At 58.8% G+C, this 22,894-nt stretch carries 22 protein-coding genes and 3 pseudogenes; 10 read left to right on the top strand and 15 right to left on the bottom strand.

Annotation, left to right across the window (positions count from 1 at the left end; genetic code table 11):
* Nucleotides 1–56: 56 nt before the first annotated feature.
* From ACX3M4_RS30300 to ACX3M4_RS30255, 10 genes and pseudogenes are all read right to left on the bottom strand, one after another.
* Nucleotides 57–986 carry a LysR substrate-binding domain-containing protein gene (locus tag ACX3M4_RS30300; protein WP_459359706.1) on the bottom strand — a complete coding sequence of 310 codons (930 nt, stop codon included), beginning with the start codon at nt 984–986 and terminating at the stop codon, nt 57–59.
* Between the two features lie 410 nt (nt 987–1,396).
* Nucleotides 1,397–2,878, bottom strand: coding sequence for an FAD-dependent oxidoreductase (locus ACX3M4_RS30295; RefSeq protein WP_459359705.1), 1,482 nt, complete (start codon nt 2,876–2,878; stop codon nt 1,397–1,399).
* Entirely contained in the window at nt 2,875–3,180 is a 306-nt protein-coding gene (locus tag ACX3M4_RS30290) for a (2Fe-2S)-binding protein (RefSeq protein WP_459359704.1), read from the bottom strand. The genes ACX3M4_RS30295 and ACX3M4_RS30290 overlap by 4 nt, the downstream gene beginning before the upstream one ends.
* Nucleotides 3,161–4,297, bottom strand: coding sequence for an NAD(P)/FAD-dependent oxidoreductase (locus ACX3M4_RS30285; RefSeq protein WP_459359703.1), 1,137 nt, complete (start codon nt 4,295–4,297; stop codon nt 3,161–3,163). The genes ACX3M4_RS30290 and ACX3M4_RS30285 overlap by 20 nt, the downstream gene beginning before the upstream one ends.
* A gap of 120 nt (nt 4,298–4,417) precedes the next feature.
* Nucleotides 4,418–5,383 carry an ABC transporter ATP-binding protein gene (locus ACX3M4_RS30280; protein WP_459359702.1) on the bottom strand — a complete coding sequence of 322 codons (966 nt, stop codon included), beginning with the start codon at nt 5,381–5,383 and terminating at the stop codon, nt 4,418–4,420.
* A 5-nt stretch (nt 5,384–5,388) separates the two neighbouring features.
* A complete protein-coding gene (locus ACX3M4_RS30275; RefSeq protein ID WP_459359701.1) occupies nt 5,389–6,414 on the bottom strand; it encodes an ABC transporter ATP-binding protein in 1,026 nt (341 codons plus the stop codon).
* On the bottom strand, nt 6,411–7,295 hold the full coding sequence (locus ACX3M4_RS30270) for an ABC transporter permease (protein ID WP_459359700.1): 885 nt from the start codon (nt 7,293–7,295) through the stop codon (nt 6,411–6,413). The genes ACX3M4_RS30275 and ACX3M4_RS30270 overlap by 4 nt, the downstream gene beginning before the upstream one ends.
* 1 nt (nt 7,296) lies before the next feature.
* Entirely contained in the window at nt 7,297–8,235 is a 939-nt protein-coding gene (locus ACX3M4_RS30265; RefSeq protein ID WP_459359699.1) for an ABC transporter permease, read from the bottom strand.
* Between the two features lie 71 nt (nt 8,236–8,306).
* Complete coding sequence (locus ACX3M4_RS30260; protein WP_459359698.1) at nt 8,307–9,884, bottom strand: ABC transporter substrate-binding protein; 1,578 nt, start codon at nt 9,882–9,884, stop codon at nt 8,307–8,309.
* Nucleotides 9,885–10,139: 255 nt separating this feature from the next.
* A pseudogene (locus ACX3M4_RS30255) lies at nt 10,140–10,862 on the bottom strand (IS6 family transposase); the annotation flags it as partial.
* On the opposite strand from ACX3M4_RS30255, the gene ACX3M4_RS30250 reads away from it, so the two are divergent.
* Nucleotides 10,764–11,273, top strand: coding sequence for an FMN-dependent NADH-azoreductase (locus tag ACX3M4_RS30250; RefSeq protein ID WP_459359727.1), 510 nt, complete (start codon nt 10,764–10,766; stop codon nt 11,271–11,273). The pseudogene ACX3M4_RS30255 and the gene ACX3M4_RS30250 sit on opposite strands and share 99 nt — an antisense overlap.
* Before the next feature lie 206 nt (nt 11,274–11,479).
* On the opposite strand, the gene ACX3M4_RS30245 is transcribed toward ACX3M4_RS30250, so the two are convergent.
* Complete coding sequence (locus ACX3M4_RS30245; protein ID WP_459359726.1) at nt 11,480–12,403, bottom strand: LysR substrate-binding domain-containing protein; 924 nt, start codon at nt 12,401–12,403, stop codon at nt 11,480–11,482.
* A 95-nt stretch (nt 12,404–12,498) separates the two neighbouring features.
* Between ACX3M4_RS30245 and ACX3M4_RS30240 the strand changes: the two genes are divergently transcribed.
* The 9 genes and pseudogenes from ACX3M4_RS30240 (at nt 12,499) to ACX3M4_RS30200 (ending at nt 19,480) form a co-directional block, all read left to right on the top strand.
* Entirely contained in the window at nt 12,499–13,017 is a 519-nt protein-coding gene (locus ACX3M4_RS30240) for a TRAP transporter small permease (RefSeq protein ID WP_459359697.1), read from the top strand.
* Nucleotides 13,014–14,312 carry a TRAP transporter large permease gene (locus ACX3M4_RS30235; protein WP_459359696.1) on the top strand — a complete coding sequence of 433 codons (1,299 nt, stop codon included), beginning with the start codon at nt 13,014–13,016 and terminating at the stop codon, nt 14,310–14,312. The genes ACX3M4_RS30240 and ACX3M4_RS30235 overlap by 4 nt, the downstream gene beginning before the upstream one ends.
* Nucleotides 14,313–14,380: 68 nt before the next feature.
* Entirely contained in the window at nt 14,381–15,370 is a 990-nt protein-coding gene (dctP, locus tag ACX3M4_RS30230) for a TRAP transporter substrate-binding protein DctP (protein WP_459359695.1), read from the top strand.
* A gap of 58 nt (nt 15,371–15,428) precedes the next feature.
* On the top strand, nt 15,429–16,529 hold the full coding sequence (locus tag ACX3M4_RS30225) for an NAD(P)/FAD-dependent oxidoreductase (protein ID WP_459359694.1): 1,101 nt from the start codon (nt 15,429–15,431) through the stop codon (nt 16,527–16,529).
* On the top strand, nt 16,504–16,809 hold the full coding sequence (locus tag ACX3M4_RS30220; protein WP_459359693.1) for a (2Fe-2S)-binding protein: 306 nt from the start codon (nt 16,504–16,506) through the stop codon (nt 16,807–16,809). The genes ACX3M4_RS30225 and ACX3M4_RS30220 overlap by 26 nt, the downstream gene beginning before the upstream one ends.
* Nucleotides 16,796–18,205, top strand: a complete 1,410-nt coding sequence (locus ACX3M4_RS30215) for an FAD/NAD(P)-dependent oxidoreductase (RefSeq protein ID WP_459359692.1) — start codon at nt 16,796–16,798, stop codon at nt 18,203–18,205. Before ACX3M4_RS30220 ends, ACX3M4_RS30215 begins: the two co-directional genes overlap by 14 nt.
* Nucleotides 18,202–18,543: a RidA family protein gene (locus ACX3M4_RS30210; protein WP_459359691.1), complete on the top strand. Its 342-nt coding sequence runs from the start codon at nt 18,202–18,204 to the stop codon at nt 18,541–18,543. The genes ACX3M4_RS30215 and ACX3M4_RS30210 overlap by 4 nt, the downstream gene beginning before the upstream one ends.
* A 60-nt stretch (nt 18,544–18,603) precedes the next feature.
* Nucleotides 18,604–18,728, top strand: a pseudogene (locus tag ACX3M4_RS30205) (LysR family transcriptional regulator); the annotation flags it as partial.
* Between the two features lie 68 nt (nt 18,729–18,796).
* A pseudogene (locus ACX3M4_RS30200) lies at nt 18,797–19,480 on the top strand (IS6 family transposase).
* Between the two features lie 278 nt (nt 19,481–19,758).
* Here the strand turns inward: ACX3M4_RS30200 and ACX3M4_RS30195 are convergent.
* From ACX3M4_RS30195 to trbG, 4 genes are read right to left on the bottom strand one after another with little or no spacing between them, the layout of a single operon-like run.
* Nucleotides 19,759–20,184, bottom strand: a complete 426-nt coding sequence (locus ACX3M4_RS30195; protein WP_459359690.1) for a hypothetical protein — start codon at nt 20,182–20,184, stop codon at nt 19,759–19,761.
* 48 nt (nt 20,185–20,232) lie between these two features.
* The gene (gene trbI, locus ACX3M4_RS30190; protein WP_459359689.1) at nt 20,233–21,576 is read right to left on the bottom strand and encodes an IncP-type conjugal transfer protein TrbI; all 1,344 of its coding nucleotides are present in this window, start codon (nt 21,574–21,576) and stop codon (nt 20,233–20,235) included.
* Nucleotides 21,577–21,587: 11 nt separating this feature from the next.
* On the bottom strand, nt 21,588–22,055 hold the full coding sequence (locus ACX3M4_RS30185) for a conjugal transfer protein TrbH (RefSeq protein ID WP_459359688.1): 468 nt from the start codon (nt 22,053–22,055) through the stop codon (nt 21,588–21,590).
* Nucleotides 22,056–22,057: 2 nt separating this feature from the next.
* A complete protein-coding gene (gene trbG / locus ACX3M4_RS30180) occupies nt 22,058–22,891 on the bottom strand; it encodes a P-type conjugative transfer protein TrbG (protein WP_459359687.1) in 834 nt (277 codons plus the stop codon).
* Between the last annotated feature and the right edge of the window lie 3 nt (nt 22,892–22,894).

The raw sequence follows: 22,894 nt of genomic DNA, 5'->3' as shown, positions 1-22,894 counted from the left end.
CATGAAACCCTCAAGGGATCTACACCGCCTAGCTTCCGCAATTACAGATCCTGACCCTAAAGGCGCTCAATCACCGGGCATCGCGATATTTCCGCGACCAGAGACCGTACGATATGCTCAATAAAGCCGTCCGTGGAATGCGATGCCATTTTACCCCTCTGCCGATAAATGCTGTATTGAATTGATACGGGTTCAGTCAATGGGCGGATGACAAGCTCAGGAGTCTTTGCGGACACGGCGGACAAATAATCAACAACTGCGACGCCAGGACCGGCAGCTGCGAATGACATAGCCGCTGCTGCCAGATTTGTTTCCACGTCAATTCTGAGAGCTTGGCCAGAACACTTCGCACGGTTCTCCAGCTGGATGATCAATGGATCGGTGGGCAACAGGGAGATCACTCGATTGCCCGCAAGATCAGCTATACTGACACAATTCTTCTTCGCCAAAGGCGTGTCCTGGCGCATTACGCAAACAATTGGGACCTCTGGTATTTGTCGCCGAACGACCGCCGGATTATCAATGGGAAGCGTGACCCCAATAGCCAAATCAAGCTGACCTTTTGCGGCAAGACCGATGAGGGTTCGAGTCGCGCGAACATGGAGGGTAACCGATGTGTTCGGCACTAGGTGACTGAACTCCTCAACCATTCGGGGGACGAAACCGATGCCAAGAGCGGGCAATGCACCAATCCTGAGGTTATCTCCCTGCAATTCACGAATGTCACGTGCAAAGCGTGAAATATCTTTGACCGAAATAAAGGATTTTTCCACCTCTTCGAATAAGGCATAGGCTTCAGGCGTAGGGAGGAGACGTTGCCTTTGGCGCTGAAAAAGTTCAAACCCGGCTTTTTCCTCAAAGCGCGCAATTAGTTTGCTTACACCTGGCTGGGATATTCCCAAGACCTCGGCGGCTTTGGTGGTTGTTCCTTGCTGCATAACTGCGGCAAAAACCTCAACTTCACGAGATGAAAAGTCTTTCTCCACACAAGTATTCTCCTGAATTTTGCGACGCTTTGTCAATGTAAGATAAGCAGATGGGACAGTTAAGATCAAACTATCGTTTATTTTCGCTCTCTAAATCTTATCCATAGCGCCGGGGTGACTGCGATTGATTTACGGTCTCACAACCCTTAGTGTTGGTGGTTTCTGGGCGACACCCCAGCGAAATCCTCTTTGTGGGACAATATTTATCGTAGCCGATCAAGCTGTGTCTACGAAAGGGCATCACAAACTTCGGTAATGACTTCGAGTGATTGCGCCACAGGCAAAATGCGCAGATGGACAACCCGGTCAAAGAGGCGGGCGATCGACAAGGCGTTGGCTGGCATTGTAAACTCTCTAGTTTCAATGGAGAAACCGGCAAACGAACTACGCTGCCGAGTTCCCCTGCGCCGCTAGAACAAGCGCCGTTTTTTTGCCTCCTCCGCCAAAGGTTCTGCCACGGTCCCTGCCAGGGCGGCAACCGTCACAGGCTTCACCGGATTTCTGATGTGATAATGACCGATTTCGGAGACTTGCGACTTCTTCTCCGCCGCGATCAACTCAGAGACGCTCAGCCCGCACAGCCGCCCCTGGCACGCGCCCATGCCTGCGCGACAGAAGGCCTTGGCCTGGTTCGGTCCCTGCGCCCCCTGCCGCGCCAGCGCTCTGATCGTCCCGGCCGTCACCCCCTCACAGCGGCAGACCACCACACCGTCTGCCGGCATCCGAAAGTGCGCGGCGGGCTTGTAATACGCCTCCAGAAACTCCCGCCCTTTCAAATGCGCCCGATAGGCCTTTTGCAATCGTCCCAGCTCTAGCCCGATTGCTGTAGATCCACGTGGGTCGAGAAAGGCCGAAATGCCCATGGCGACGATGTGCCCGGCACATTCCGCCGCTGCCGCGCCATTGATGCCGGCCGTGTCTCCTGCCACGAACAACCCGGAGACGCTGCTGTGTCCCACAGAATCCAACTGGGGTTCGAATGCCAGGCGCCTTTCGTTCCAGTTGTGCCTGCAGCCTGCGGCCATGGTCAGGTTGACTTGCGGTACAACGCCTTGGTGCAGCAGCAACGTCCGGGCGTTGATCTCCTTCTTGGTGCTCCTCGCTTCATAGGTGACGGAGGACAATGTGTTGGTGCCGTTGGCTTTCAGAGAGGTGACGCCTCGCACGATCTTGTTATGGCGATGAACCGTCGCCAAAAGTGACATCCCCTTCCAGAAGTTACCGGTCTGGACAAAATCGAAGATTTTGGCGGCGGCTCGCGAAAGGTTGCCACGCGGTGTCGTGTCTAGCAGCGCTGAGATTTCGACATTCGCGCGAGCATATTGAGCCGCCAGGAGATAGAGGAGAGGACCCGAACCTGCGAGGACAGTGGGTCCTTGAGGCACCACACCGCTGGATTTCAAAAAGGTCTGGCCCGCCCCCGCAGTCATCACGCCCGGAAGGGTCCAGCCGGGGATTGGGAAGGGTCTTTCCAGCGCGCCGGTGGCGATCAGAACGGACCGGGCCAGAAGCAGCCGTGCCGTCTCCTGGCCGCTGCCGTCGATTGCGGACAGCCCGATGACAAATCCCTGTCGGTCTACCGAGCCATCTTCCTCTCCGCCCCCTTGCGCTTCGATCATCCAGACCGTGGTCCCTCCGCAAAACTGTGCCTTGGAGGCCTCGAAGCGTTCGATCAAATCCCGGCCGCGCCAGTAGTCGGATCCAAGGATCTTCCGGTCCCCCATGGGCGATCCGCCCGCAGCGCGATAGATCTGCCCGCCCGCTGCCGAATTTTCATCCACGACGAGAACTCGGGCCCCCTTGGCCGCGCAATCGACAGAAGCGGTCATGCCCGCCGGACCGGCACCCACGATCAGCACATCGTATTCGATGGTCCCTGCCATGGTGTTCATGCGTTCTCCTCCGCCATCAGGTTGCGGGCGGCCTGCCCGGTGGTCACCACCATCCCCTCTGCGACCCTAGTCAGGCAGGCCTGTCTGCTGCCCACTCCGTCGATGGTCACGAGGCAGTCGAAACAGACCCCCATTCCACAGTAGATGCCGCGGGATGTGCCGGTCTCCGGAGAGATACGAAGCACCGGCGTCTCTCGAGTCAGAAGAACCGTAGCGACGGAATCGCCGAGCGACGCCATGACTGGCGCCCCGTCAACCGTCAGCGAAACGGCTGACTCCGGCTCATGCAACCGTTTGAACATTTGAAAACCTCTTCGGGCTGAAAACATTGTATTTTTGGGCAAGCCCGCCCGTGGCTATCGACGGCGCAAGATCCAGGGCATGGGCAGCCGCCAGGGTGATACCGCTGTGGCAGGTGACCAGATAGGCACCGGGTCCCCAGAAGCTCTGATCGTAGATGGGAAATTCGTCCGGGCTCATGATCCTCAGCGCGCTCCAGGTGCGGACGATTCTTGCCCTGGCAAGAACGGGAAACATCCGTACTGCGTCCGCAGCCAGACCGGCCAGAACATCGGGCGTTGTGCGGGTATCATAGCCGGCGTCTTCCTTGCTGGCGCCGATCATCACGCCGCCCTCGTCGGTCTGTCGCAGCGTCCCCACCGGATAGGGCAGGATTTTGTCCAACTTTTCGGTGACCAGCAGCTGACCGCGTTCGGGTCGCAAGGGCGCGGTCAGCCCGACCATCGGGGCCAGATCGACATTCCCCAGCCCTGCGGCTAGGACGATTTTTTCGGCGCGCAATTCTCCCTTTTGCGTAGCCAGCCGATAATCGGACGGGCTGGGATCGATCCGTGTCACCGCCGCATTGGCGAGATAGGTCGCGCCGCGTTTCAGACATGCACTATGTACGGTATGGAACAGGCGCAGGGCATTGACGTGACCGTCCAGCGGACAGAACGTCCCGCCAACGACCTCGTGACCAATTGCCGGCATCGCCTCGCGCAGTTCGTTCGGGGCCATGACGGACACCGGAAACCGATCCGAACCCAGTTGATCCGCCAGTCGCGACAACCGCTTCACATGCGCCTGAAGCGCCTGTTCGTCGAGGTACAACAGAAAGCCGCCGGCCTGGCTGAGGCTGACGTCAATGCCCGTCTCGTCCCGCAGCATGTCGGCAAACCCGGCCCAAAGTGAGATCGATCGTTGGGTCAGGCGGGAATATTCGGGCAGCCCAAATCCCTTGCTCTGCAACCAGACTAGGGCGAAATTTCCACGAGAGGCACGCATGGCAACATCGCCTTCGTCCAGAATGACAACCCGTTTTCCCGATCGAAGCAGGCCATAGGCAATGGCGAGACCGACGACTCCACCGCCGATCACCGCAAAGTCGTAACTATCTGATTCGATTGTCCGTTTCATTTTGGCTTCCCTTTTGGAGCGTGTGCCCGGATCGACTGGACGGCATGGTGGTGGGCCTGGCATCGATGTCGATCCGGTGGCGGGCTTGTCTGGGGCGGCAGTGGCGCTGCTGCGATAGGGCTACTCGGGCGGGGTGAGGTGAATATCCCCCGCAAAGTGGCACTGTGCTTCCTGGGATCGCCGGGAGGAGACGGGAGGAGGCGCAAAGCAAACCTCCGCCGCAGCCGGGCAACGCGTTCTGAACCTGCATCCCGATGGCGGGTTTGCTGGGCTTGGCACATCGCCCTCCAGAACGATGTGTTTGCGCGCCTTCTCGATACGCGGATCCGTCGAGGGTACGGCCCCAAGTAGCGACTGCGTATAAGGATGCATCGGCTGGGCATAAAGCGCCTGGCTGTCGCCATGTTCCATGATCTGCCCGAGGTACATCACGTAGACCCGGTTTGCCGCCTGCCGGACCACCGCGAGGTCATGGGCGACAAACAGGATCGCCATGCCCTTTTCCTCCTTAAGGCGCAGGAATAGGTTCATCACTTGCGCCCTGACGGAGACGTCGAGTGCGCTGACTGGCTCGTCACAGATCAACACCTTGGGGTCGGTGACCAGAGCCCGAGCGATGCAGACGCGCTGCCGCTGGCCGCCGGAGAGTTCCCTTGGGCGGCGGCTGAGCGCCTCGGGGGCCAGACCGACTTCCGACATCAGCTCTTCGGCGCGGCGCAGCCGACTTGCCTGATTGCGCTCTCCGGCGATAACCAGCGCTTCGTCCATCATCTGTCCGACGCTCTGACGCGGGATCAGGGCGGAGTAGGGATCCTGAAATATATACTGGATTTCCCGCCGCAATCTGCGCCGTTCCTTCCAGCCAAGCGACAGAATATCCCGGCCCTTGTAGAGGATGCGGCCAGAGCTGGCGCCCTCCAGTCCGACGATCGTGCGTCCAAGCGTGGATTTGCCGCATCCGGATTCCCCGACCAGACCAACGATTTCGGCCTCATTCACGGTCAAGCTGATCTTGTCGCAGGCCGTGATGGTATCGCCGGTGCCACGATCCTGGAACTGGACGATAAGGTTCTCTATCTCCAACATCGCGTTCACCCATTCACCATTTTTACTTCTTCGCATAAAGCATTGAGCGGGTTTTCCACCGGGCAAGCGGCCATCTGGCCGGGTCCAACCGGCTCCATAACGGGGGTATAGGACCCGCAAGCTTCCACCGCCTTGGCGCAGCGCGATCGGAACGGGCAGCCCGACATCGGCTTAGACAGGTCCGGCGGAAGGCCAAGCAGGCCTTTGAATCTGCTGCCAATCTCCGCATCGAGCCTGGGCACGGAGTCGAGCAGTGCCTGCGTGTAGGGGTGTTTCGGGGACAGCAGGATTTTCTCAGCCCCGCCGAATTCGACGATCCGGCCCGCGTACATAACTGCTATCTGGTCGGCCAGCCCTGACACGATCCCGATATCGTGGGAGACCAGCACGATCGCCATCCCCAGCCGCTTTTGCAGATCCTGCAACAAGCGGATGATCTGCGCCTGAACCGTCACGTCCAGGGCGGTCGTGGGTTCATCGGCGATCAGCACCTTGGGCTCTCCGGCGATAGCCGAGGCAATCATCACCCTCTGCCGCATCCCGCCGCTCAACTCGTGCGGATATTGATTGAGACGCGCAGCTGCGTCGGGAATGCCCACCAGCTCGAGCAGCTCGCGCGCCCTGTCCATGGCCTGCTTTGCCGTCATGCCCAGATGCGCCTCGGCGACTTCGGCGATCTGCCGTCCGATCCTGCGCGACGGGTTCAACGCGCTGAGCGGATCCTGAAAGATAAAGCCGATCTCGCCGCCGCGATAGGATTGCATTTGTTTTTCGCTGAGCTTCAACAGATCCGTTCCGCCGAACAGCATGGCGCCGGAACAATCCGCGGTGACCCCTGCCGGCGACAACCCGAGCGGTGAGAAGTTCATCACCGTCTTGCCGCTGCCGCTTTCGCCGACGATGGCGAGGGTTTGCCCCGGATGGACCGCGTAGTTCACCCGACGCACGGGCCAGACGGTTGCGCTTTCCGTATGCAGATGGATCGACAGATCTACGGCCTTAAGGATGGCGGTGTTGTCAAACGGCGTCATAATGCCTCTCCCTGAGCGAGGATGGCCGCGCGGCGCAGGGCCAGCTTGCGCTTACTGAGCTTGCGAGGCGATTTCATCAGCGCGAGGGATTCACCCAACAGGTTGAAGCCAATCACCATTGCCGTCAGAGCAAGACCTGGAACCAACACCTGGCGGGGCGTTTCCTCGATATAGGGCAGGGCATCCACCAGCATTTGCCCCCATTCCGACATAGGTGGCTGGACCCCAAGCCCAAGAAAGCTGAGGGTGGCTACCGCGAGGGCCAGAATGCCGGCGTCCGCACTTGCGTAGACAAGAACCGAACCAAAGGCGGAGGGGGCAAGGTGGCGGAAAATGATCCGTGCGGGACTAGCGCCCAGCACCAGCAGGCTCTCGATATGCGGCTGTTGCACCGTCGCGGCAACGGTGGCGCGGCTTAACCGGGCGTAGCTGGGAATCCAGGCGATGGTCAGCGCGAGGATCATGTTCTGATAGGTTGGACCGAAGACACCGATGATGGCGAGGGCGACGACCATACTTGGCACGCTGAGGCCGAAATCGACGAACCGCATCAGAACCTCGTCCACAAGCCCGCCGACATAGCCCGAGATGGTGCCGATGAAGACGCCAAAACCCATGGCAAAGACGATCACGGTTGTCACGGCCAGCAATGTGGTCTGCGCCCCCATGATGATCCGCGACAGCGTATCGCGCCCAAGGTGGTCGGTGCCCAGCCAATGCTGCATCGAAAAGCTCTCGTTGCTGTAGAGCAGGCTTTGCGCGGTGGGATCGTAGGGCGCTAGGAAAGAGGCAAAGACCCCGACGAAGATGAAAGCGAACACGATCGCCAAAGGAACGAAACCAATTTTGCGGGCGTATTCAAGAAGAGTGTCAAGGGACATATCAGTGTCTCCTGGGGCGGCGTTGCTTGGGATCGACCGTAATCACGATCAGATCGACGGTCAGGTTCACCAAGATGAAGAAGACCGAGAAGAGCAGCAGAGTGGACTGCAAGACCTGGAAGTCCCGGTAGCGCACGGCGTCGATGAAATAGGAGGCCATACCCTGCCAGGCAAAGATCGGCTCGATGACGATGGCCGCCTGCACCATGAAGGCGAAGTGGAGACCGAAGGCGTTGACCACGACCGGCACCACATTGGGCAGCGCATCGCGGATCAGGATCCGGGTCCGGCTGGCCCCTTTGGCCACGGCGGTGGTCACATAGGGCTTACTCATCGCATCCTCCAGCGCGACCCGGGTCACGCGGCTGATCAACGCCCCCGGAACGATGCCGATGGCCAGAGCGGGCAGAATCCATGAAGACGGACCGGAATAGCCATAGGTTGGCAACACTCGGAAGATCACGCCGAAAAGATAGACCAGCAAAGCGGCGAGGAAAAACTTGGGCAGCGAGGCTCCGAGCAGTGCGATGGCCCGCATTCCATGGTCCAGCCCGCTTCCGGGACGCAGCGCGCCGAGAAAGCTGAAGGTGGCGCCAACCAGAAGCGCCACCAGACTGCCCCCAAAGATCAGGGTCAGCGTGGGCTGAACACGGCCGGCCAAGGCCTCGGAGACCTTTTCGCCGGTCCGAAGAGACTGGCCGAAATTGCCCTGAACGGTGTCCGCGATCCAGTAGCCGTACCGGACGATTACCGACTTATCGAGATTATACTCTGCTTCGATCTGTTCGATGATCTCCGAAGTGACATGTGCTGAGCGCTGTTCGGCGATGATGACCGCTACATTTCCTGGAAAGGCGGAAATCAGGGTGAAGCACAGAACGGAGGCAACCATAATCAGTGTGATTGCGCTCCAGACCCTTTTTCTGATCAGATTTAGCAAGGTCTAACTCCTGGCATCCGTCAGTGGAATGGAGGGCCAGCCGCCACATCTTGCGACAGCTGGCCGATGGTTCAGTGATCGCCTTTGATCGAGATGCCACTGTATGGAAGTTCGTATTCCGTTGCCGGGACTTCGAACCCGACCACACGCGGGCTGTGCACCCAGATCCGGTCGGGGTGGTACAGTGGGACGATGCCGGTATTGTCGTGCAGCCAGTCGTTGAAGGCCTGGAACGCCACTTCGCGCTCGTCTCCCTGGGCCATCATGGCCGCATCAATCAGCGGATCAAGCTCCTCCTTGTCCATGAACATTTTGCCATCGGTTCCGGTCAGGAACGCACTGGAGAAATACAACGGCAAGGAGGCATAGGGATCGTAGGGAGCGCCCGTGGTGACAAAGAGCGCGACATCGTATTTCATCTGCGGGATGTCGTCATGGCGGCTGGCATGATCGACCATGCGCAGGCTGAGCTCCACGCCCGCCTCGCGCACGAAGGACTGAAGCACCTCGCCAAGAGCCCGGGAGCCGGGCACGGCATCTTCAGAAATCACCAGTTCGATCGCCAGCGGCTGGCCGTCTTTCTGGCGGATGCCATCCCCGGTCCAGCCGGCCTCTTCCAGCAGCGCCTTGGCGCGCTCCAGATCCCGTTCCGGCACGTCGTATCGCTTGCCCGAAAGCGGGACAACCGCCGGAAACAGGTTGGCCGTGGGCTGGGCAAAGCCCTTCATCAGCCTATCCGCGATCAGGATGCGATCGATGGAGAGGGCGATGGCTTCCCGGATCCGCTTGTCCTGGAACAGCGGGCGCTCTGGGTTGAAACCAAGCACCATCGTATCGGTGCCCTGCGCCGTGGCGATGCTCAGGCCAGAGTGTTTCAAGGTTTCGGCTTCCTGAGGGGAGACCCGTGCCAAAAACTGGCCGCCCACCGCGTCGATCTGACCCGAACGCACACCATCCACGCGGCTGCGCGAATTTGGCATCACGATCAGTTCGATTGTTTCCACCGTTGGTTCCGCACCCCAGTACGACTCATTGTGGACAAGCGTCGCCCCCTCCTGATCGTTGCGGCTGATGACAAACGGCCCGGTGCCGACGGCATCCTGATAGCTGCCATCCGCCGCAACTGACGCCGGGCTCAGAAAGCGTACGGGACGCACGACCGTCAGTTCGGACAGGGCCGCCGGCGCCGGCTCTTTCAGGTGAATGGCGACTGTCATGTCGTCGATCACCTCATAGCGGTCGAACTGAGCGGAGATCGAAAGCCAGCTGTGATCGCTGGAGCCGATCCAGCGATCCAGGTTCCAGGTCATCGCCTCGGCGTTCCAGGGTGTTCCGTCGCTGAAAACCACATCCGGGCGCAGGTGGAACGTCAACGCCTTTCCGTCCTCCGAGACGTCCCAGCTCTCGGCCAGAGCCGGCTGAAGTGAGCCGTCGCTGCTATACTTGACCAAGGGTTCGAAGATGATCGACTGCACGGCCCACAATCCCATATAGCGATGTGGGTCAAGGTTGCCCGGTTGCTTGCTGATGGCGATATTGAAGTGATCAGCCTCACTGGCGGTGGCACTGGTCGCCGACCAACTGTTGGGGAGGGCGAGCAGCCCTACCACTGCGGTCGTCAATAGAAAATTCCTCCGTGTCGTGTTCATTGCATCCTCACTTGTTGTTGGGGTATGCCGTAGCTCTATGTCTGACGGACTGGATTCTTGAATATTCTTGGGGGTGCCAGTTCTGCACTTGCCCCTTCCAGTCTATGTACTCGTCCCGAACCAGGCTAATATCGTCCGTTCTCGAGTTTATATCGAAAAGTTATCAAGTGTGGCCCACGATGGGAGAGCCATCAGGAGGGCCTGTCGCAACTTTCGCTGACGGACAGCGTTCTCCCGTTTTGGGAGCGACTTTCGGGCTTCGTTAACTTTTTCAATTCCGAAGAGCACCGCCAGCAGATCGTTTTGTTCGCGGACACTCCACTGACCGGTAAATTCAAAGCCCTTCTTGAGCCACAGCATGGCTTCAATGCTGGCGATGGAATTTCTGGCGGAGTTGAACGAGCGGAACCCGCCGACCTTCGGCATGTTCTTCTTCCACCATGAAATGATCGCTCTCATTACCCTGTTGCAAATGCTTGGTCACATAGTGCACTGGATCCGAAGCAAGCAGACCGCCGTCAACCGCGTCCCCGATGCCCGAGGAAAAGTGCCGGCAGCATCGGTGCCGATTTTACCCGGTGACAGCAGCGAGGCATCCTGCAACATATTTCGAAAGAACCGCTTGGCCGCATTCAGATTGCGCTTCGCCGTGAGCAGGAAATCGAGAGGGTTTCCATGCTCGTCGATGGACCGATACAGATAGCGCCATTAGCCCTCGATGCGCACATAGGTCTCATCGATGCGGACCGAGCCGCAATGCGGTTTGCGGAACCGGCGTAGCCGCTTTTCGATCAGCGGCGCATACGCCACAACCCATCTGTTGATGGTGCTGTGGTCCACCAGAAAGCCGCGTTCCAGGAACATTTCTTCCAAGTACCGATAGCTCAGCGGATAACGCAAGTACCAGAACACCGCCTGGATGATCAGCCAGGCTTCAAGCTGTCTGCCTTTGAAGTCATCCTTCGATTGACGTTTCAGTTTTTAAACGATGGCACTGAGAAGCATGACGCGGAACTCCCATTACTGGAGCGCTCTTTCAGCAGCCAAATCTGCCGCTGCTTTGGGTGCTTGATTGCGCCGACCAACTACGTGCTCCGCTCCGGTATAACCTTCTCCTATAGCGATGCCGGTCCCGAAGGTCTCTTGAAGGGCAAGCGCGCCATCGTTGTGCTGACACGCGGGGGGCTTTACAGCGAAGGACCGGCGCAGGTCATGGACGCCCAGGAGCCGCACCTGCGCACCTTGCTCGGGTTTATCGGCATAACGGACGTCACCTTCATCCGGGCCGAGAAACTCGCCTTAGGCGCCGAAGTCCAGGAACAGGTTATCGCTACGGCAAAGCAGCAAGTCGACCATTTGGTAGAAGGTTTGCAAGCGGCAGCCGCCTAGAACGCGGATATCGCGTATTAGCGGCGCTGATAACGAAACTGCAACATCCAGTCGGGCCCGAGCCCCGCTCCCTGCATTCGCCGGGGGCGGGAGCGCCATGACAATTGCGCTTCGTATTTCGTTCCCGGCTGTTTCTCCTTTGGTCTTCTACAGTCTTTCCAACAGGGCTCGCTCCCAGTCATCCTTCGTTTTAGCCACAACATCCATTAAAGCTCGTCCGCCCGCCTCAGAAGGGCATGAACTTCCTCGCGTAACGCCTCGACAAAGGCTTCGACAAGTAGGGAGAGCGGTCGATTGGCCGGGGTGAGCAGGGACATATTGAGAAAGCAGTACGGTTTGAATGGCCGAAAGACGAGGTTGCTTTCCGAACCGAAGCTTTCCTGATGGCTGATCGCCGAAAGGCCTTCGCAGACCGTGTAGCAAAGCCCTTCCGAAACGAGCTGCAGGGCAGGCAGGAATGTACGCAGCTCGAAGCGCTTGTTGAGCCGCGCACCCGCCTCCCGGAACGCTTTGCGGGTCTGTGCGCTGATTGAGTGGTCGTCAAACAGCATCGCCATCGGCCGCCCATCCAGATCGGCAGGTGTAATGGTCTTTTTGCGGGCGAGCGGATCGTCCTTCGGCAGCGCGCAAACGCCAGGCAAGGCGAAGATTTCCGAATTTATGGTCCGCCGCGGCTCCGGTGTCTCGGCAAACCCGACGTCGTATTGTTGCGAAGCTATCCAGTCGGTGACCACAGGTGATGACCGCATCATCAGCGAAGCCTCGATATCCGGCTTGTCGCGCAGGAAGTTGGCGAGCACCTGTGGCATGAAGAAGCTCGAGGCTGCCGGGTTGCAGGCAATGTGCAGCTTGCCTTTTTCCAGATTGCCGATGTCATGCAGCGTTCGCGTGGAGCGGGCCAGCCGCTCCAGCAGGAATTCCGCTTCTTCCAGGAAGTAGTACGCTTCGGGTTTAGGCACCAGCCTGCCTCGCTCGCGTTCAAAGAGCTGGAAACCGACCTCCCGTTCCAGTCCAGCGATCATTGCACTCACCGCCGGCTGCGTCCGCCCCAGCGCCCGGCCGGCTTCCGAGACGGAGCCGGTGCGCATCACTTGGACAAAGGTCTGCAACTGACGGAAGGAGAGATTCATAGACAAACTATAAAGTCACTCTATCAAAGTAGCAATATTTCGAATTTGCCTTTATGGCTTAGCCGACTCCATACTCCGCTTCCAGACAGAGAGGGATGAGCGCCGAAATAGGGGCGCCAACAGTATGGGGGGTGGTTTTGGAACGGTTTACACAGTGCCTGTTGACGGCTCTGATCCTGATTGTTGCGCTTAGCCAGTTCGTTCAGGTCATCACGCGCTACGTGCTTCAGGTCCCGGTGATGGGGCTTGAAGAGACGATCATGTATCCGACACTCTGGCTTTATATTTTCGGTGCGGTCAACGCCTCGCGGGAAAACAGCCATATCCGCGCCAATGTCCTCGAAATCTTCCTCAAGACCGACCGCCAGCACACTATTCTGGCCATCATCGGCGAGATCATCAGCCTCGCGGTCGGCCTTTGGCTGCTGAGCTGGGCGTGGGACTACACCCGCTATGCCTGGAGGGTGTGGCGAGAAAGTCCGACGCTCTACATCCCGACTTTCTATGCCGATGTCGCGCTGCTTGTCGGGCTGGTGCTGATGATGGCCTACACCGTCACCTATCTGCTGATGCATATCCGCAGCCTTACGGCGGCGGAAGGAAGCGCACCATGATCGAGATCGCGCTCCTGGCCATTTTGGTCCTGGTCATCACTCTGACCCTAGGCGTACCGCTGCCCTGGTGCTTCGGCGCCGCGCTGATGGTGATGTATTTCATCGGCGACGTTACCATGAAAGGCATGGTGCTCTGGGGCTTCCAGCAACTCGGCAACCCGGCCCTGCTCGCCATTCCGCTGTTCGTGCTGGCCGGCACCATCATGTCGGAAAGCGGTATTGCGGCTGCCTTGTTGCGCTTCGTCAATTCCTTTGTCGGTCATATCCGCGGCGGTCTTGGTGTCGTCGCCGCTGTGAGCTGTGCCATCATCGGTGCAATCTCGGGCTCTGGCCTCACAGGTATTTCCGCCATCGGCCCGCTGCTTATTCCTGAAATGGAAAAGCGCGGCTATCCGCGGGAATACGCCACCGCGCTCATTGCCAATTCCTCGATCCTCGGCCTCTTGATCCCGCCGTCCTTGAGCATGATCCTGTTTGGCTGGGTGACCGACACGTCGATTGCAGCCTGCTTCCTGGCGACCCTCGGCCCGGGCCTTCTAATCATGTTCAACTTCTCGGTCGTGAACCTCTGGATGGCGCGCAAGTTCAATTTGGTGCTGGACGAAAAGCCGACGGCGAAGGAGTTCGCCAGCGACATCTCCAGGCGCGGCGTCTACGCCTTCCCGGCCCTGCTGATGCCGGTGATGATCCTCGGCGGCATCTACGGCGGTATCATGACTCCGACCGAATCCGCCGCCCTTGCCGTCATCTACGCAATTCCGGTCGGGTTCCTGATCTACAAGGGCTTGCGAGTAGACAACTTTCTCTTTGCCGGCAAGGAAGCCGCGACGGCCGTCGGCGCGATCATGCTGATGATCCTGTTTTCGATGATCCTCGGCCAGATGTTCGTCTATGAGGGCGTCCCGCAGAAGCTGGTCAGCGTCATCTTCGGCATCACCGAGAACAAGATCGTGTTGCTGATCCTGATCAACATCCTGCTGTTCCTGATCGGCATGGTCGTCAACGATGCCACGGCCATCATCCTCGTCGCGCCGCTTCTGCTGCCGTTAATGCAGGCGCTCGACATCAGCCCGGTCCAGTTCGCAGCCATCATGGGCGTCAACACCGCCATGGGCGGGGTCACACCGCCCTATGCCTCGATCCTTTATCTCGGCGCCCGTATCGGCAAGGTGAAGGTCACCAAGGTCATACCGCCGGCCATGTTCCTGGTCGTGACAGGCTATGTCCCGGTGGTGTTCCTGACCTCCTTCTGGCCAGACCTGTCGCTCTATCTGCCGCGTCTCTTCGGTTACTGACCGGCCCCATCAAACCAGACGAAACCGAAACTCATGTGAGGACAATCATGCAAACCACGGGGAACATCATGAAAAAGCTTTTGACCGCGACAGCCGTCGCAACACTGATAGGTCTTTCCGGCGCAGCCCGGGCGGCCGATTTCAAGATGAGCCATGTGCGCCCGCAGGGCGCGACCATCGACGTCGAGCTCAAGTCCTATGCGGAAGCAGTGAAGGAAGCCACCGGGGGCGACGTTAATATCGAGATCTACGCCGCGTCTGCATTGGGGGACTACACCACCGTACAGGAGCGTGTCTCAGTCGGCGCCATCGAGATGGCGACCCAGCCGGCAGGCACCGGCACGGACCGGCGCATGCAGATCGCCTCTGTGCCGTTTCTTGCTTCCAACTGGGAAGAGGCCCGCAAGATCTACGGTCCTGGCGGCGTGTTGCACGAGACGATGGCCGAGCTGTTTGCAAAGCAAGACATTACCATGCTGGCAGCCTACCCGGTCTATTTTGGCGGCATTTCGCTGAACCGCGACGCCGTTACCCCCGGCTCCACCGAGCCCAAGGGCATCAAGGTGCGCGTACCGGGCATCAAGGGCTTCCAGCTTACCGGTGAGGCTCTCGGCTATATTCCATCGCCAATCCCCTTCTCCGAAGCCTTCACGGCGATCCAGGTAGGAGTCGTCGACGGTGTCATCGGCTCCGGTGCGGAAGGCTACTACGCATCGTTCCGAGACGTGACCAAGTCTTATATCCCCGCCAACACCCATTTCGAGGTCTGGTTCATGATCATTTCAAACGAAGCATTGTCCAGCCTCGATGAAGACGATCAGATGGCCATGAAAAAGGCTGCTGAGGACTTCGAAGCCGCCCGCTGGGTCGTCGCCGAAGAAGACCAGCGCAAGTGGGAACAGCGCCTTGCCGACGAACTCGGCACGGATGTCGTCCAGCTCACCGACCAGCAGCTTGCGGACATGGCAGCCAAGGTGCGCGAAACCGTGTGGCCGGAACTCCTGAATGATGTCGGCCAGGAATGGGGCCAGTCAATCCTGGACAAGGCATTGAACTGACCAACGCAATCCCGGGCGGCATGCGCCGCCCGGACTTTGATCTTTTATGGGAAACATCATGGAATCGGACTACGCCATCATAGGTGGGGGCGTCGTGGGGCTTTCTGTTGCCTGGGGCCTGATCCAAATGGGCCGGTCGGTCACGGTCATTGACGGTGGCGACGGCAGCTTCCGCGCCAGCCGGGGCAATTTCGGCCTTGTCTGGGTGCAATCGAAAGGCATGAATCAACCTGCCTATGCCCGCTGGTCGCAACGGTCTGCCGCTGCCTGGGCCGGTTTTGCCGCCACCTTGCGCGACGCGACCGGCGTCGATGCAGCGCTCGAGCAGAAGGGCGGTTACGATTTTCACTTCTCTGACGAAGCCCTCGCTGACACCGTCGCCAAATATGAAACCCTGAAGGCCAAGCTTGGCGGTGATTACCCTTACGAAGTGCTTGGTCACAATGAACTACGCAGGGAAGAGCCGGAAATCGGCCCAAAAGTGGTCGGGGCCATCCTTCACCATCAGGACGGTCACGCCAATCCACTGAAGCTGCTGCGGGGACTGGCCGCAGGTGTCCGCAGCAAGGGCGGTAGCGTACTGAACGGCAAGACCGTGGAAACGGTCGTGCGAAACAGCTCCTTCGAAATCCGTTGCAGCGACGGGACCGTCGTCGAAGCAGGTAAGTTGGTGCTTGCAGCCGGGCTGGGTTCTGTCGTGCTTGGCCCGAAACTCGGTTTCAAGGCCCCCATCCGGCCGCAGCGCGGCCAGGTTCTGATCACGGAGAAACTGCCGAAGATCATCAACCGGCCGTCGCTGATTGCCCGCCAGGTGGACGAAGGCGGGGTTCAGATCGGCGCGACCAACGAGGAAGTCGGCTTTAATGACGAGGTTACCGTCAAGGGGCTCGCCGGTCTCGCCGCCGAAGCGGTGGCCGCCTATCCCATTCTCGCCAATGCCCAGCTGGTGCGCAGTTGGGGGGCACTGCGCGTGCTCTCGCCCGATGGTTTGCCGATCTATCAGGAAAGCCAAGAAATGCCGGACGCATTTCTCGTGACCTGTCATAGCGGCATCACGCTTGCCGCCGCCCATGCGTCCTTCCTGCCCCATTGGTTGGAAAAGACCGATAAGGCGCCCGACCTGGAGGTGTTCAGTGAAGACCGCTTCGCCCTTTCGTGAACTGGAAACAGATGTCCGACGCGTTCGCGTCCGGTTTGCCGGCAAGGACCTGATGTTGCGCGACGGCGGCAATCTGGCCGCCGAACTTCTGGCCGCCGGCGTTCGAACCTTTCGCAAAACACCCGTATCAGGTGCGCAGCGTGGTCCTTTCTGCATGATGGGGGCCTGTTTCGATTGCCTCGTCAAAATCGACGGCATCACCCGGCAGGCTTGCATGGCCGAGGTGACCGCAGGTTTAAAGGTAGAAATGCCGAACGTTGGAGACGATGGCGATGCTTGAAGCCGATCTCATTGTCCTCGGAGCCGGTCCCGCCGGCATGGCGGCAGCCAGAACAGCCGCTGATGCGGGACTTACGGTTCTATTGCTGGACGAACAGAAACGGCCGGGAGGCCAGATCTACCGAGACGTGGCACAAGTGCCTGAAGGCCGGGCCCAGGTTCTCGGTACCGATTACACCAGGGGACGGGCTCTTGCGGAGGCGCTGGACCACCCGATGATCCGGCATCTGACAAGCACCACGGTCTGGCAGATCGAGGCCGGCCCGCGCGTATCTTTCACGCGAAGCGGCGCGGCATCCACTGCCATCGCCAGGCGCCTATTGATTGCGACGGGCGCCCTGGAGCGACCGATGCCTGTTCCCGGCTGGACCCTGCCGGGAGTGATGACAGTCGGTGCCGCGCAGATCCTGCTCAAACAATCCGGCATCTTGTGCGAACGGGCAGTTCTGGCTGGCAGCGGACCATTGCTGTATCTGGTCGCGGCCCAAATGTGCCGGGCTGGTTCGCCACCGTTGGCGCTGATTGAAACCCAGACAGCCGCGGACAGGATGGCTGCGCTCCGGCATTTGCCCGGTGCGCTGCGCGGCTGGCGGTTGTTGGCCAAAGGTGTCGGCCTCCTCGCCGAGGTCCGAAAGGCTGGCGTGGCCCGATACACAGGCGCGTCGCAAATCGCCATTGAAGGCAGTGCGAAGGCGGAAACCATAAGCTTTATCTCCAAGGGAAAATGCCACCGGCTGGATTGCGCCACGGTGTTGCTGCATCACGGGGTCGTGCCCAACGTGCAAGCCACCCGCTCCCTTGATGTGCCGCATCATTGGAACGAGGCTCAGCATTGTTTCGTACCGGAAAAGAATGACTGGGGCAGAACACAGCTCCAGGACGTTTTCATTGCCGGCGACGGTGCTGGAATTGGCGGGGCGGTGGCAGCCCAGCTTCAAGGCAGGCTGGCCGCTTTGGAAATAGCCTGCGATCTCGGCAAATCGACCTGGGAGGACCGTGATCGGGCGGCTGTTCGCATTAGCAGGAAACTCGCAACAGAACTAGCCGCACGGCCGCTCGTGGACCGTGCATACCCACCCTTTGGAGAGGCATTGGCGCCTGCCGACGACACGATCGTCTGCCGCTGCGAGGAAGTCACCGCAGGTGATATTCGCCGCTATGCGGGGCTCGGCTGTCTTGGTCCCAACCAGGCAAAGGCTTTCGGACGCTCCGGCATGGGCCCCTGCCAGGGCCGATATTGCGGTCTGACCGTCACGGACCTTCTCGCTGCCGAAACCGGCCAGACGCAGGACGCCACCGGGTATTACCGCATCCGGCCACCGCTGAAACCGGTCACACTCGGCGAGTTGGAGGCCATGAACGACATCCTAATCGATGAACAGGAACCCGTCACATGATAGAACGCATCGAAACCGGCCCGCGGATGAGCAAGATCGTCAAACACAATGGCGTTGCATATTTGTGCGGCCAAGTAGGCAATGGCGCAACGGTCACCGAGCAGACTCGGGACTGCCTTTCTCGCATCGACGCTCTTCTGGAAAAGGCGGGCTCGTCGCGCAAGAACATACTTCAGGCCATCGTCTGGTTGTCTGATATGAGCGATTTTGCCGAAATGAACGCCGTCTGGGATGCCTGGATCCCCAAAGGTCACGCCCCGGCTCGAGCCTGTGGAGAGACGAAACTTGCCTTGGAAGAGTTGAAGGTGGAGATCATAATCGCTGCCGCCTGCGACTGAAGGCGAATTGGCACTTAACACGGCTAAACATTCGTCGAGTAGCCGGCGCCGGCACTCCCCAAAATACTGGCGCCACTCGGCCCAGTCTTCCTGCGGCGTATCCGGAGGTCCATGTAGATCTCGTTAACGAGGGTTGTATCGTCGACATTGTCGCCACAGGATTCGATTTAGAAAACCGATCGGCACCGTAAAGTAAATGCGGCTGCCTGCGTAAGGTGCGACATGGCGGTATGACCGACGCCCGCCGCTTTCGCTGCCACGGTTTCCCCCTGACGTGATTACTTATGCCGTCTGGCTGTATTTCCGATTTCACCTGAGCTTGCGAATGGCCGAGGATCTTCTAGCGGACCGCGGATTCATACTGTGGCACCAGACGGTGCGGGCTTGGGCCGAAAAATTCGGACGGGAATTCGCGAATACGATCCGCCGCCAGACGTCTGGCAAATTCGGCGACGAATGGCATCTGGATGAAGTTGTCGTCTCGATCGGGGGGCACAAGCAATGGCTTCGGCGGGCTGTCGATCAGGAGGGGTTCGTGCTAGATGTCCTGGCTCAAGCTTGGCGTGACCGGAATGCCGCCCTGCGCCTGATTCGCAAGTTGCTGAAATGACAAGGTCATCCGCCGCGTGTATTGATCACCGATAAACTTCACTCATACCCGGTGGCGAAGCGGGGGATCATGCCGGGGGTTGCGCACTTTTCGCGCTAGGGCTTGAATAACCGTGCCGAAAACTCTCACTAAAGGACCCGAAGGCGTGTGCGCATTAAGAAACGCTTCAAATCGCCTCGGCATTTGCAGCGCTTCATCTCCATTCATGACACGATTGCAAACCTGTTTCACCGGCCCCGGCACGAGATGACGTCCGCTGAATTTCGCGAGCTCCGCACCGCCGCCTTGGAGGCGCGGAGTGAGATCGCCCACCTCGCAGCTGCGTGAACATCGCAATCAGCCCCAATTTCGGGCTCGGTCAGTTAACTTTTCAATGCCACCTGGCCCGTTCCCGTTCCTCCCTGTTTTGCGGTTTTGGCAATCTCAACCTGCCGGTCTAGTAGGTCCAGCAGCTCCAGCTTATCTTCGCCGATGAACTGATCGATAGTCTTGTTGCCTAGCCGAAAACGATCTTAGCGATAGGTTTTTGAGCCGACAGCTTTCGAACGTGGTGCGCCGCGCAGATTTCAAATCGCACAGTCAATCAGGGACAGTCGCAAATCTGTTCAGGCTGCTGATCCAAGTGCGCCGTAGTAGTCGATGGCCACAAAGTACCCCACAGCATATTCTTTGTGGGGTAAGTCGAAATTGGTGCCAGTGCATATGTGGATTTTGGAGCGTAACGTCACCTGACTGCAACTTTCCATAACTTCGTTTTTTATGTCTGGTTCCAAAGCCGCTCTTCGCTGAGTAACCGCCTCGTGGAGTAGATGTTGCCGACGCGGGAGATAGCGTGACAAGCCACAATCAGAAACTTTTGAAGCACGAATTAATGGTTCGAGCTCATATCGACCAAAATCACATAAGCCAAATGCAGAGAGGGAGACAAAAAAATCCAGTGACCAACATACTTCGAACAGCCAAAGCGCCTGCGGCCTGCACAGCGGTGCGAAGTAAACCTTCCATAGAGTTTGCAGCGCGCCTTCAGCCATTGGAGCACTTCTTTGCTGATTCAATTGCTTTCCTGGGTTTCACAATGATCAGCCGTACGGTCCAGGAAAAATGATGTCCTGATCGACGAGGATGTTGAAATTATACCCCGGCCGGATTTGTAACGTCGGCTGCACATCAAGATTCTTGCTGATTGTCCGCTCAACCACCCGACCGAACACTTCCGCAAAGTTCCGGCGGGCGGCATCGGACGCCGCATCCTGGGTGGCAAGCGTTGAGCTTTCGGGTACTGCCATGTCGATCCCCGTTCCGATAATCGCAAGGAGTGCCGCGGAGCCAAAAGTCCGAAGGTAGTGGTTATTCACCTTATCCTTGAAACCGCCATAGCCTTCACCATCAACACCCCCCATGGAGCCGATCTGCAAGGTGGCGCCGTTCGGAAAAATAATGTCCGTCCAGACGACCAGAACCCGGTTCTGACCGAACGACACGTCGGAATCGTACCGGCCGAACAGCTTGGTTCCCTGAGGGATCAGAAGCAGATGGCCGGTTGCGCTGTCGTAGACGTTCTGCCTGACCTGGCCAGTGATCCGGCCAGGGAGGTCTGAATTGATGCCGGTGATGAGCGTTGCCGGGATCACGGATCCACGCTTCAGTTCATAAGGCGATTGCTGAGGAACCACGCGGTTCGCGAGATAACCAGCTTCGGCAATATCCTGGTTGAAAAAAGCTTGTTTGCCGAATTGTCCGTTGGGATCAGCATTGGCATTCTCTCCTTGAGCCGCCTGCAGGGCAGCTGTGAGGAGATCAGGTGACGTTGGACCTCGTGTAAAGGTGCCGTTGCCCGTTTGATTGCCCTGTGTGGTTTGCCCCCCCTCCCCCTGGCCTTGAAGGTCGCTCAGATTCACAGTGGTGGGGCTGTCATGGGCGGCATCGATTGATTGAAGCCGCTTCATCCGCTGCCGATGCATTTCCTGCAACTGTTGTTCCTCAAACCGCTGGTCCAGTTGAGCACGCCAATCGGGCTCGGTTTGCTGTGGAGCAATGGTCTCGTCGGGTTTGCCTGGTTCCGGTTGAAATGGGTTGCCGAATGGTCTCTGCTGTTGAACCTTCTCTGGGACCGCGGCTCTGACCGGGTCTGGTTGAACTGCCGCGATATGCTGGCTGGGAGGATCAATGACGCCGTTGCTAATGCCGGCTTTGAGCTGATCCGCAAACCCACTCGCCGGCGCGCCGCCTTCGTCGCCAGCGACATTGTTGCTCGAATTGATGCCACGGTTGGCAAGGCCGATGATGATCACGACGCCGAATACCACGATAAGCCCGACGAACAAGACAATGGGAAGTTTGTTCAGGCGCCGTATCTTGGGGGCTTCGTCATCGGGCCGGATATCGCCACCCGCCAGATGCACGTTCGATTCCGAATTGCTCATGAGTGCCGCCTCTATACAGTTCTGGTCAAAACGGAAACCGGGCTCGTCGGTGATGCTCCGGTTGGCGTTGCCTGATAGGTCCGTGCCAATTCGACAGTTGGCGTGGTGAGACGAGCGAAGATTTGCCCTGCATCGGAATCGATCGTGTAGGCCAGGGGAATGATGGTATCGCCTGATGGCTGCTGATCCGCTTCAGCGACCGCATACCCCCACCCGCGCAAGGAATTTTCCAGGGCCAGGGCAAACTCTGAATTGTCAGCTTTTAGGAAGATGGTTCCCGTTCCTGCACCGACATGCTCGGAGAGTTTTGCAACCATGTCGCCGGCGACGACGCGTGCAGCGGAAGGAGACAGGTTGGCGGCATCAATGCTCGACGTCGGATTGAACCAACCGCTTTGTGATGTCATGCAGCCAGCCATCGGAGTTGCGAGGGCCGAAATGCCAATGGCGTTTAGAATTGAGCGGCGCGTGTGCAACATCGTCACCCTCCCCTATTGATGCGGATTTTTTGCTGGCTGTAGCCAACACCGGAAACGAGCACTGCCTGGTCGATCATGTAGTCCACGATCATGAGGCTGCCCTTCAGGCGATAATTGACGATCTGGTTCTGTCCACCGGCGGTGACATAAAGAACCGGGGCATCACCGGACGCCATTCCACTCGGAAATTGGATGTAGGTCTTGAGACCGTCCGAATAGACACGTGTCGGCCGCCAGCGGGCTTGACCACGAACATGGAATTTGAAGTCCAGGTTCTCGGCGGAGACGCCTGCACCTGGAATGGTGTTGGCTTCGATCTGTCGATTAGCCGCTTCGAACTTGGCCTGGATATCTTCCGGGTAATCGAAGCCTACCCGGGCCATGTAACGGTGACTGTCGCTTTGAAGTTTGATTTGATAGGTGCGCCTCGACGTGGTCACCACCATCGATGTGACGAGCCCGGGTTCGGTCGGCTTGATGATCAGGTGAACCGAGTTTCCGGTTGGGCCACCGGATGTCGCAGGATCCACCTTCCAACGAACCGTATCCCCGACCATGACGTTGCGAACAGCTTCTCCGGGCTGCAATTCGATGTCGCAGACCTGCAGGGGAGCACAGACAACGGTCGGTTGGACCTGACCATAGAGATAGATCACCTTGCCGTCCGGACCTTTGGTAATGACACCGCGACCATTGCGCCAATCGCTCGAAAGTCCGAGGGCTCGCAGTTCCTTTGCAGTGTAGTCAGCAGCCAAGGATTGAACAGGCAAGGTGGCGATGGCTGTCGCAGCCGCGAGCATACGCATGCCGGCGCGCAGCCAGTTTTTCTGAGACATATT

This window comes from Roseibium sp. M-1 (genome assembly GCF_054515675.1).
The sequence above is the reverse complement of the archived record's forward strand: the minus strand, read 5'-3'. Positions and strand labels throughout refer to the sequence as shown.

Excerpts from the sequence above, each read along its gene's own strand:
- ACX3M4_RS30295 (WP_459359705.1), bottom strand. The coding sequence starts at position 2,878 with ATGAACACCATGGCAGGGACCATCGAATACGATGTGCTGATCGTGGGT.
- ACX3M4_RS30290 (WP_459359704.1), bottom strand. The coding sequence starts at position 3,180 with ATGTTCAAACGGTTGCATGAGCCGGAGTCAGCCGTTTCGCTGACGGTT.
- ACX3M4_RS30285 (WP_459359703.1), bottom strand. The coding sequence starts at position 4,297 with ATGAAACGGACAATCGAATCAGATAGTTACGACTTTGCGGTGATCGGC.
- ACX3M4_RS30280 (WP_459359702.1), bottom strand. The coding sequence starts at position 5,383 with ATGTTGGAGATAGAGAACCTTATCGTCCAGTTCCAGGATCGTGGCACC.
- ACX3M4_RS30275 (WP_459359701.1), bottom strand. The coding sequence starts at position 6,414 with ATGACGCCGTTTGACAACACCGCCATCCTTAAGGCCGTAGATCTGTCG.
- ACX3M4_RS30270 (WP_459359700.1), bottom strand. The coding sequence starts at position 7,295 with ATGTCCCTTGACACTCTTCTTGAATACGCCCGCAAAATTGGTTTCGTT.
- ACX3M4_RS30260 (WP_459359698.1), bottom strand. The coding sequence starts at position 9,884 with ATGAACACGACACGGAGGAATTTTCTATTGACGACCGCAGTGGTAGGG.
- ACX3M4_RS30245 (WP_459359726.1), bottom strand. The coding sequence starts at position 12,403 with ATGAATCTCTCCTTCCGTCAGTTGCAGACCTTTGTCCAAGTGATGCGC.
- ACX3M4_RS30240 (WP_459359697.1), top strand. The coding sequence starts at position 12,499 with ATGAGCGCCGAAATAGGGGCGCCAACAGTATGGGGGGTGGTTTTGGAA.
- ACX3M4_RS30235 (WP_459359696.1), top strand. The coding sequence starts at position 13,014 with ATGATCGAGATCGCGCTCCTGGCCATTTTGGTCCTGGTCATCACTCTG.
- dctP (WP_459359695.1), top strand. The coding sequence starts at position 14,381 with ATGAAAAAGCTTTTGACCGCGACAGCCGTCGCAACACTGATAGGTCTT.
- ACX3M4_RS30225 (WP_459359694.1), top strand. The coding sequence starts at position 15,429 with ATGGAATCGGACTACGCCATCATAGGTGGGGGCGTCGTGGGGCTTTCT.
- ACX3M4_RS30215 (WP_459359692.1), top strand. The coding sequence starts at position 16,796 with ATGGCGATGCTTGAAGCCGATCTCATTGTCCTCGGAGCCGGTCCCGCC.
- ACX3M4_RS30210 (WP_459359691.1), top strand. The coding sequence starts at position 18,202 with ATGATAGAACGCATCGAAACCGGCCCGCGGATGAGCAAGATCGTCAAA.
- ACX3M4_RS30195 (WP_459359690.1), bottom strand. The coding sequence starts at position 20,184 with ATGGCTGAAGGCGCGCTGCAAACTCTATGGAAGGTTTACTTCGCACCG.
- trbI (WP_459359689.1), bottom strand. The coding sequence starts at position 21,576 with ATGAGCAATTCGGAATCGAACGTGCATCTGGCGGGTGGCGATATCCGG.
- ACX3M4_RS30185 (WP_459359688.1), bottom strand. The coding sequence starts at position 22,055 with ATGTTGCACACGCGCCGCTCAATTCTAAACGCCATTGGCATTTCGGCC.
- trbG (WP_459359687.1), bottom strand. The coding sequence starts at position 22,891 with ATGTCTCAGAAAAACTGGCTGCGCGCCGGCATGCGTATGCTCGCGGCT.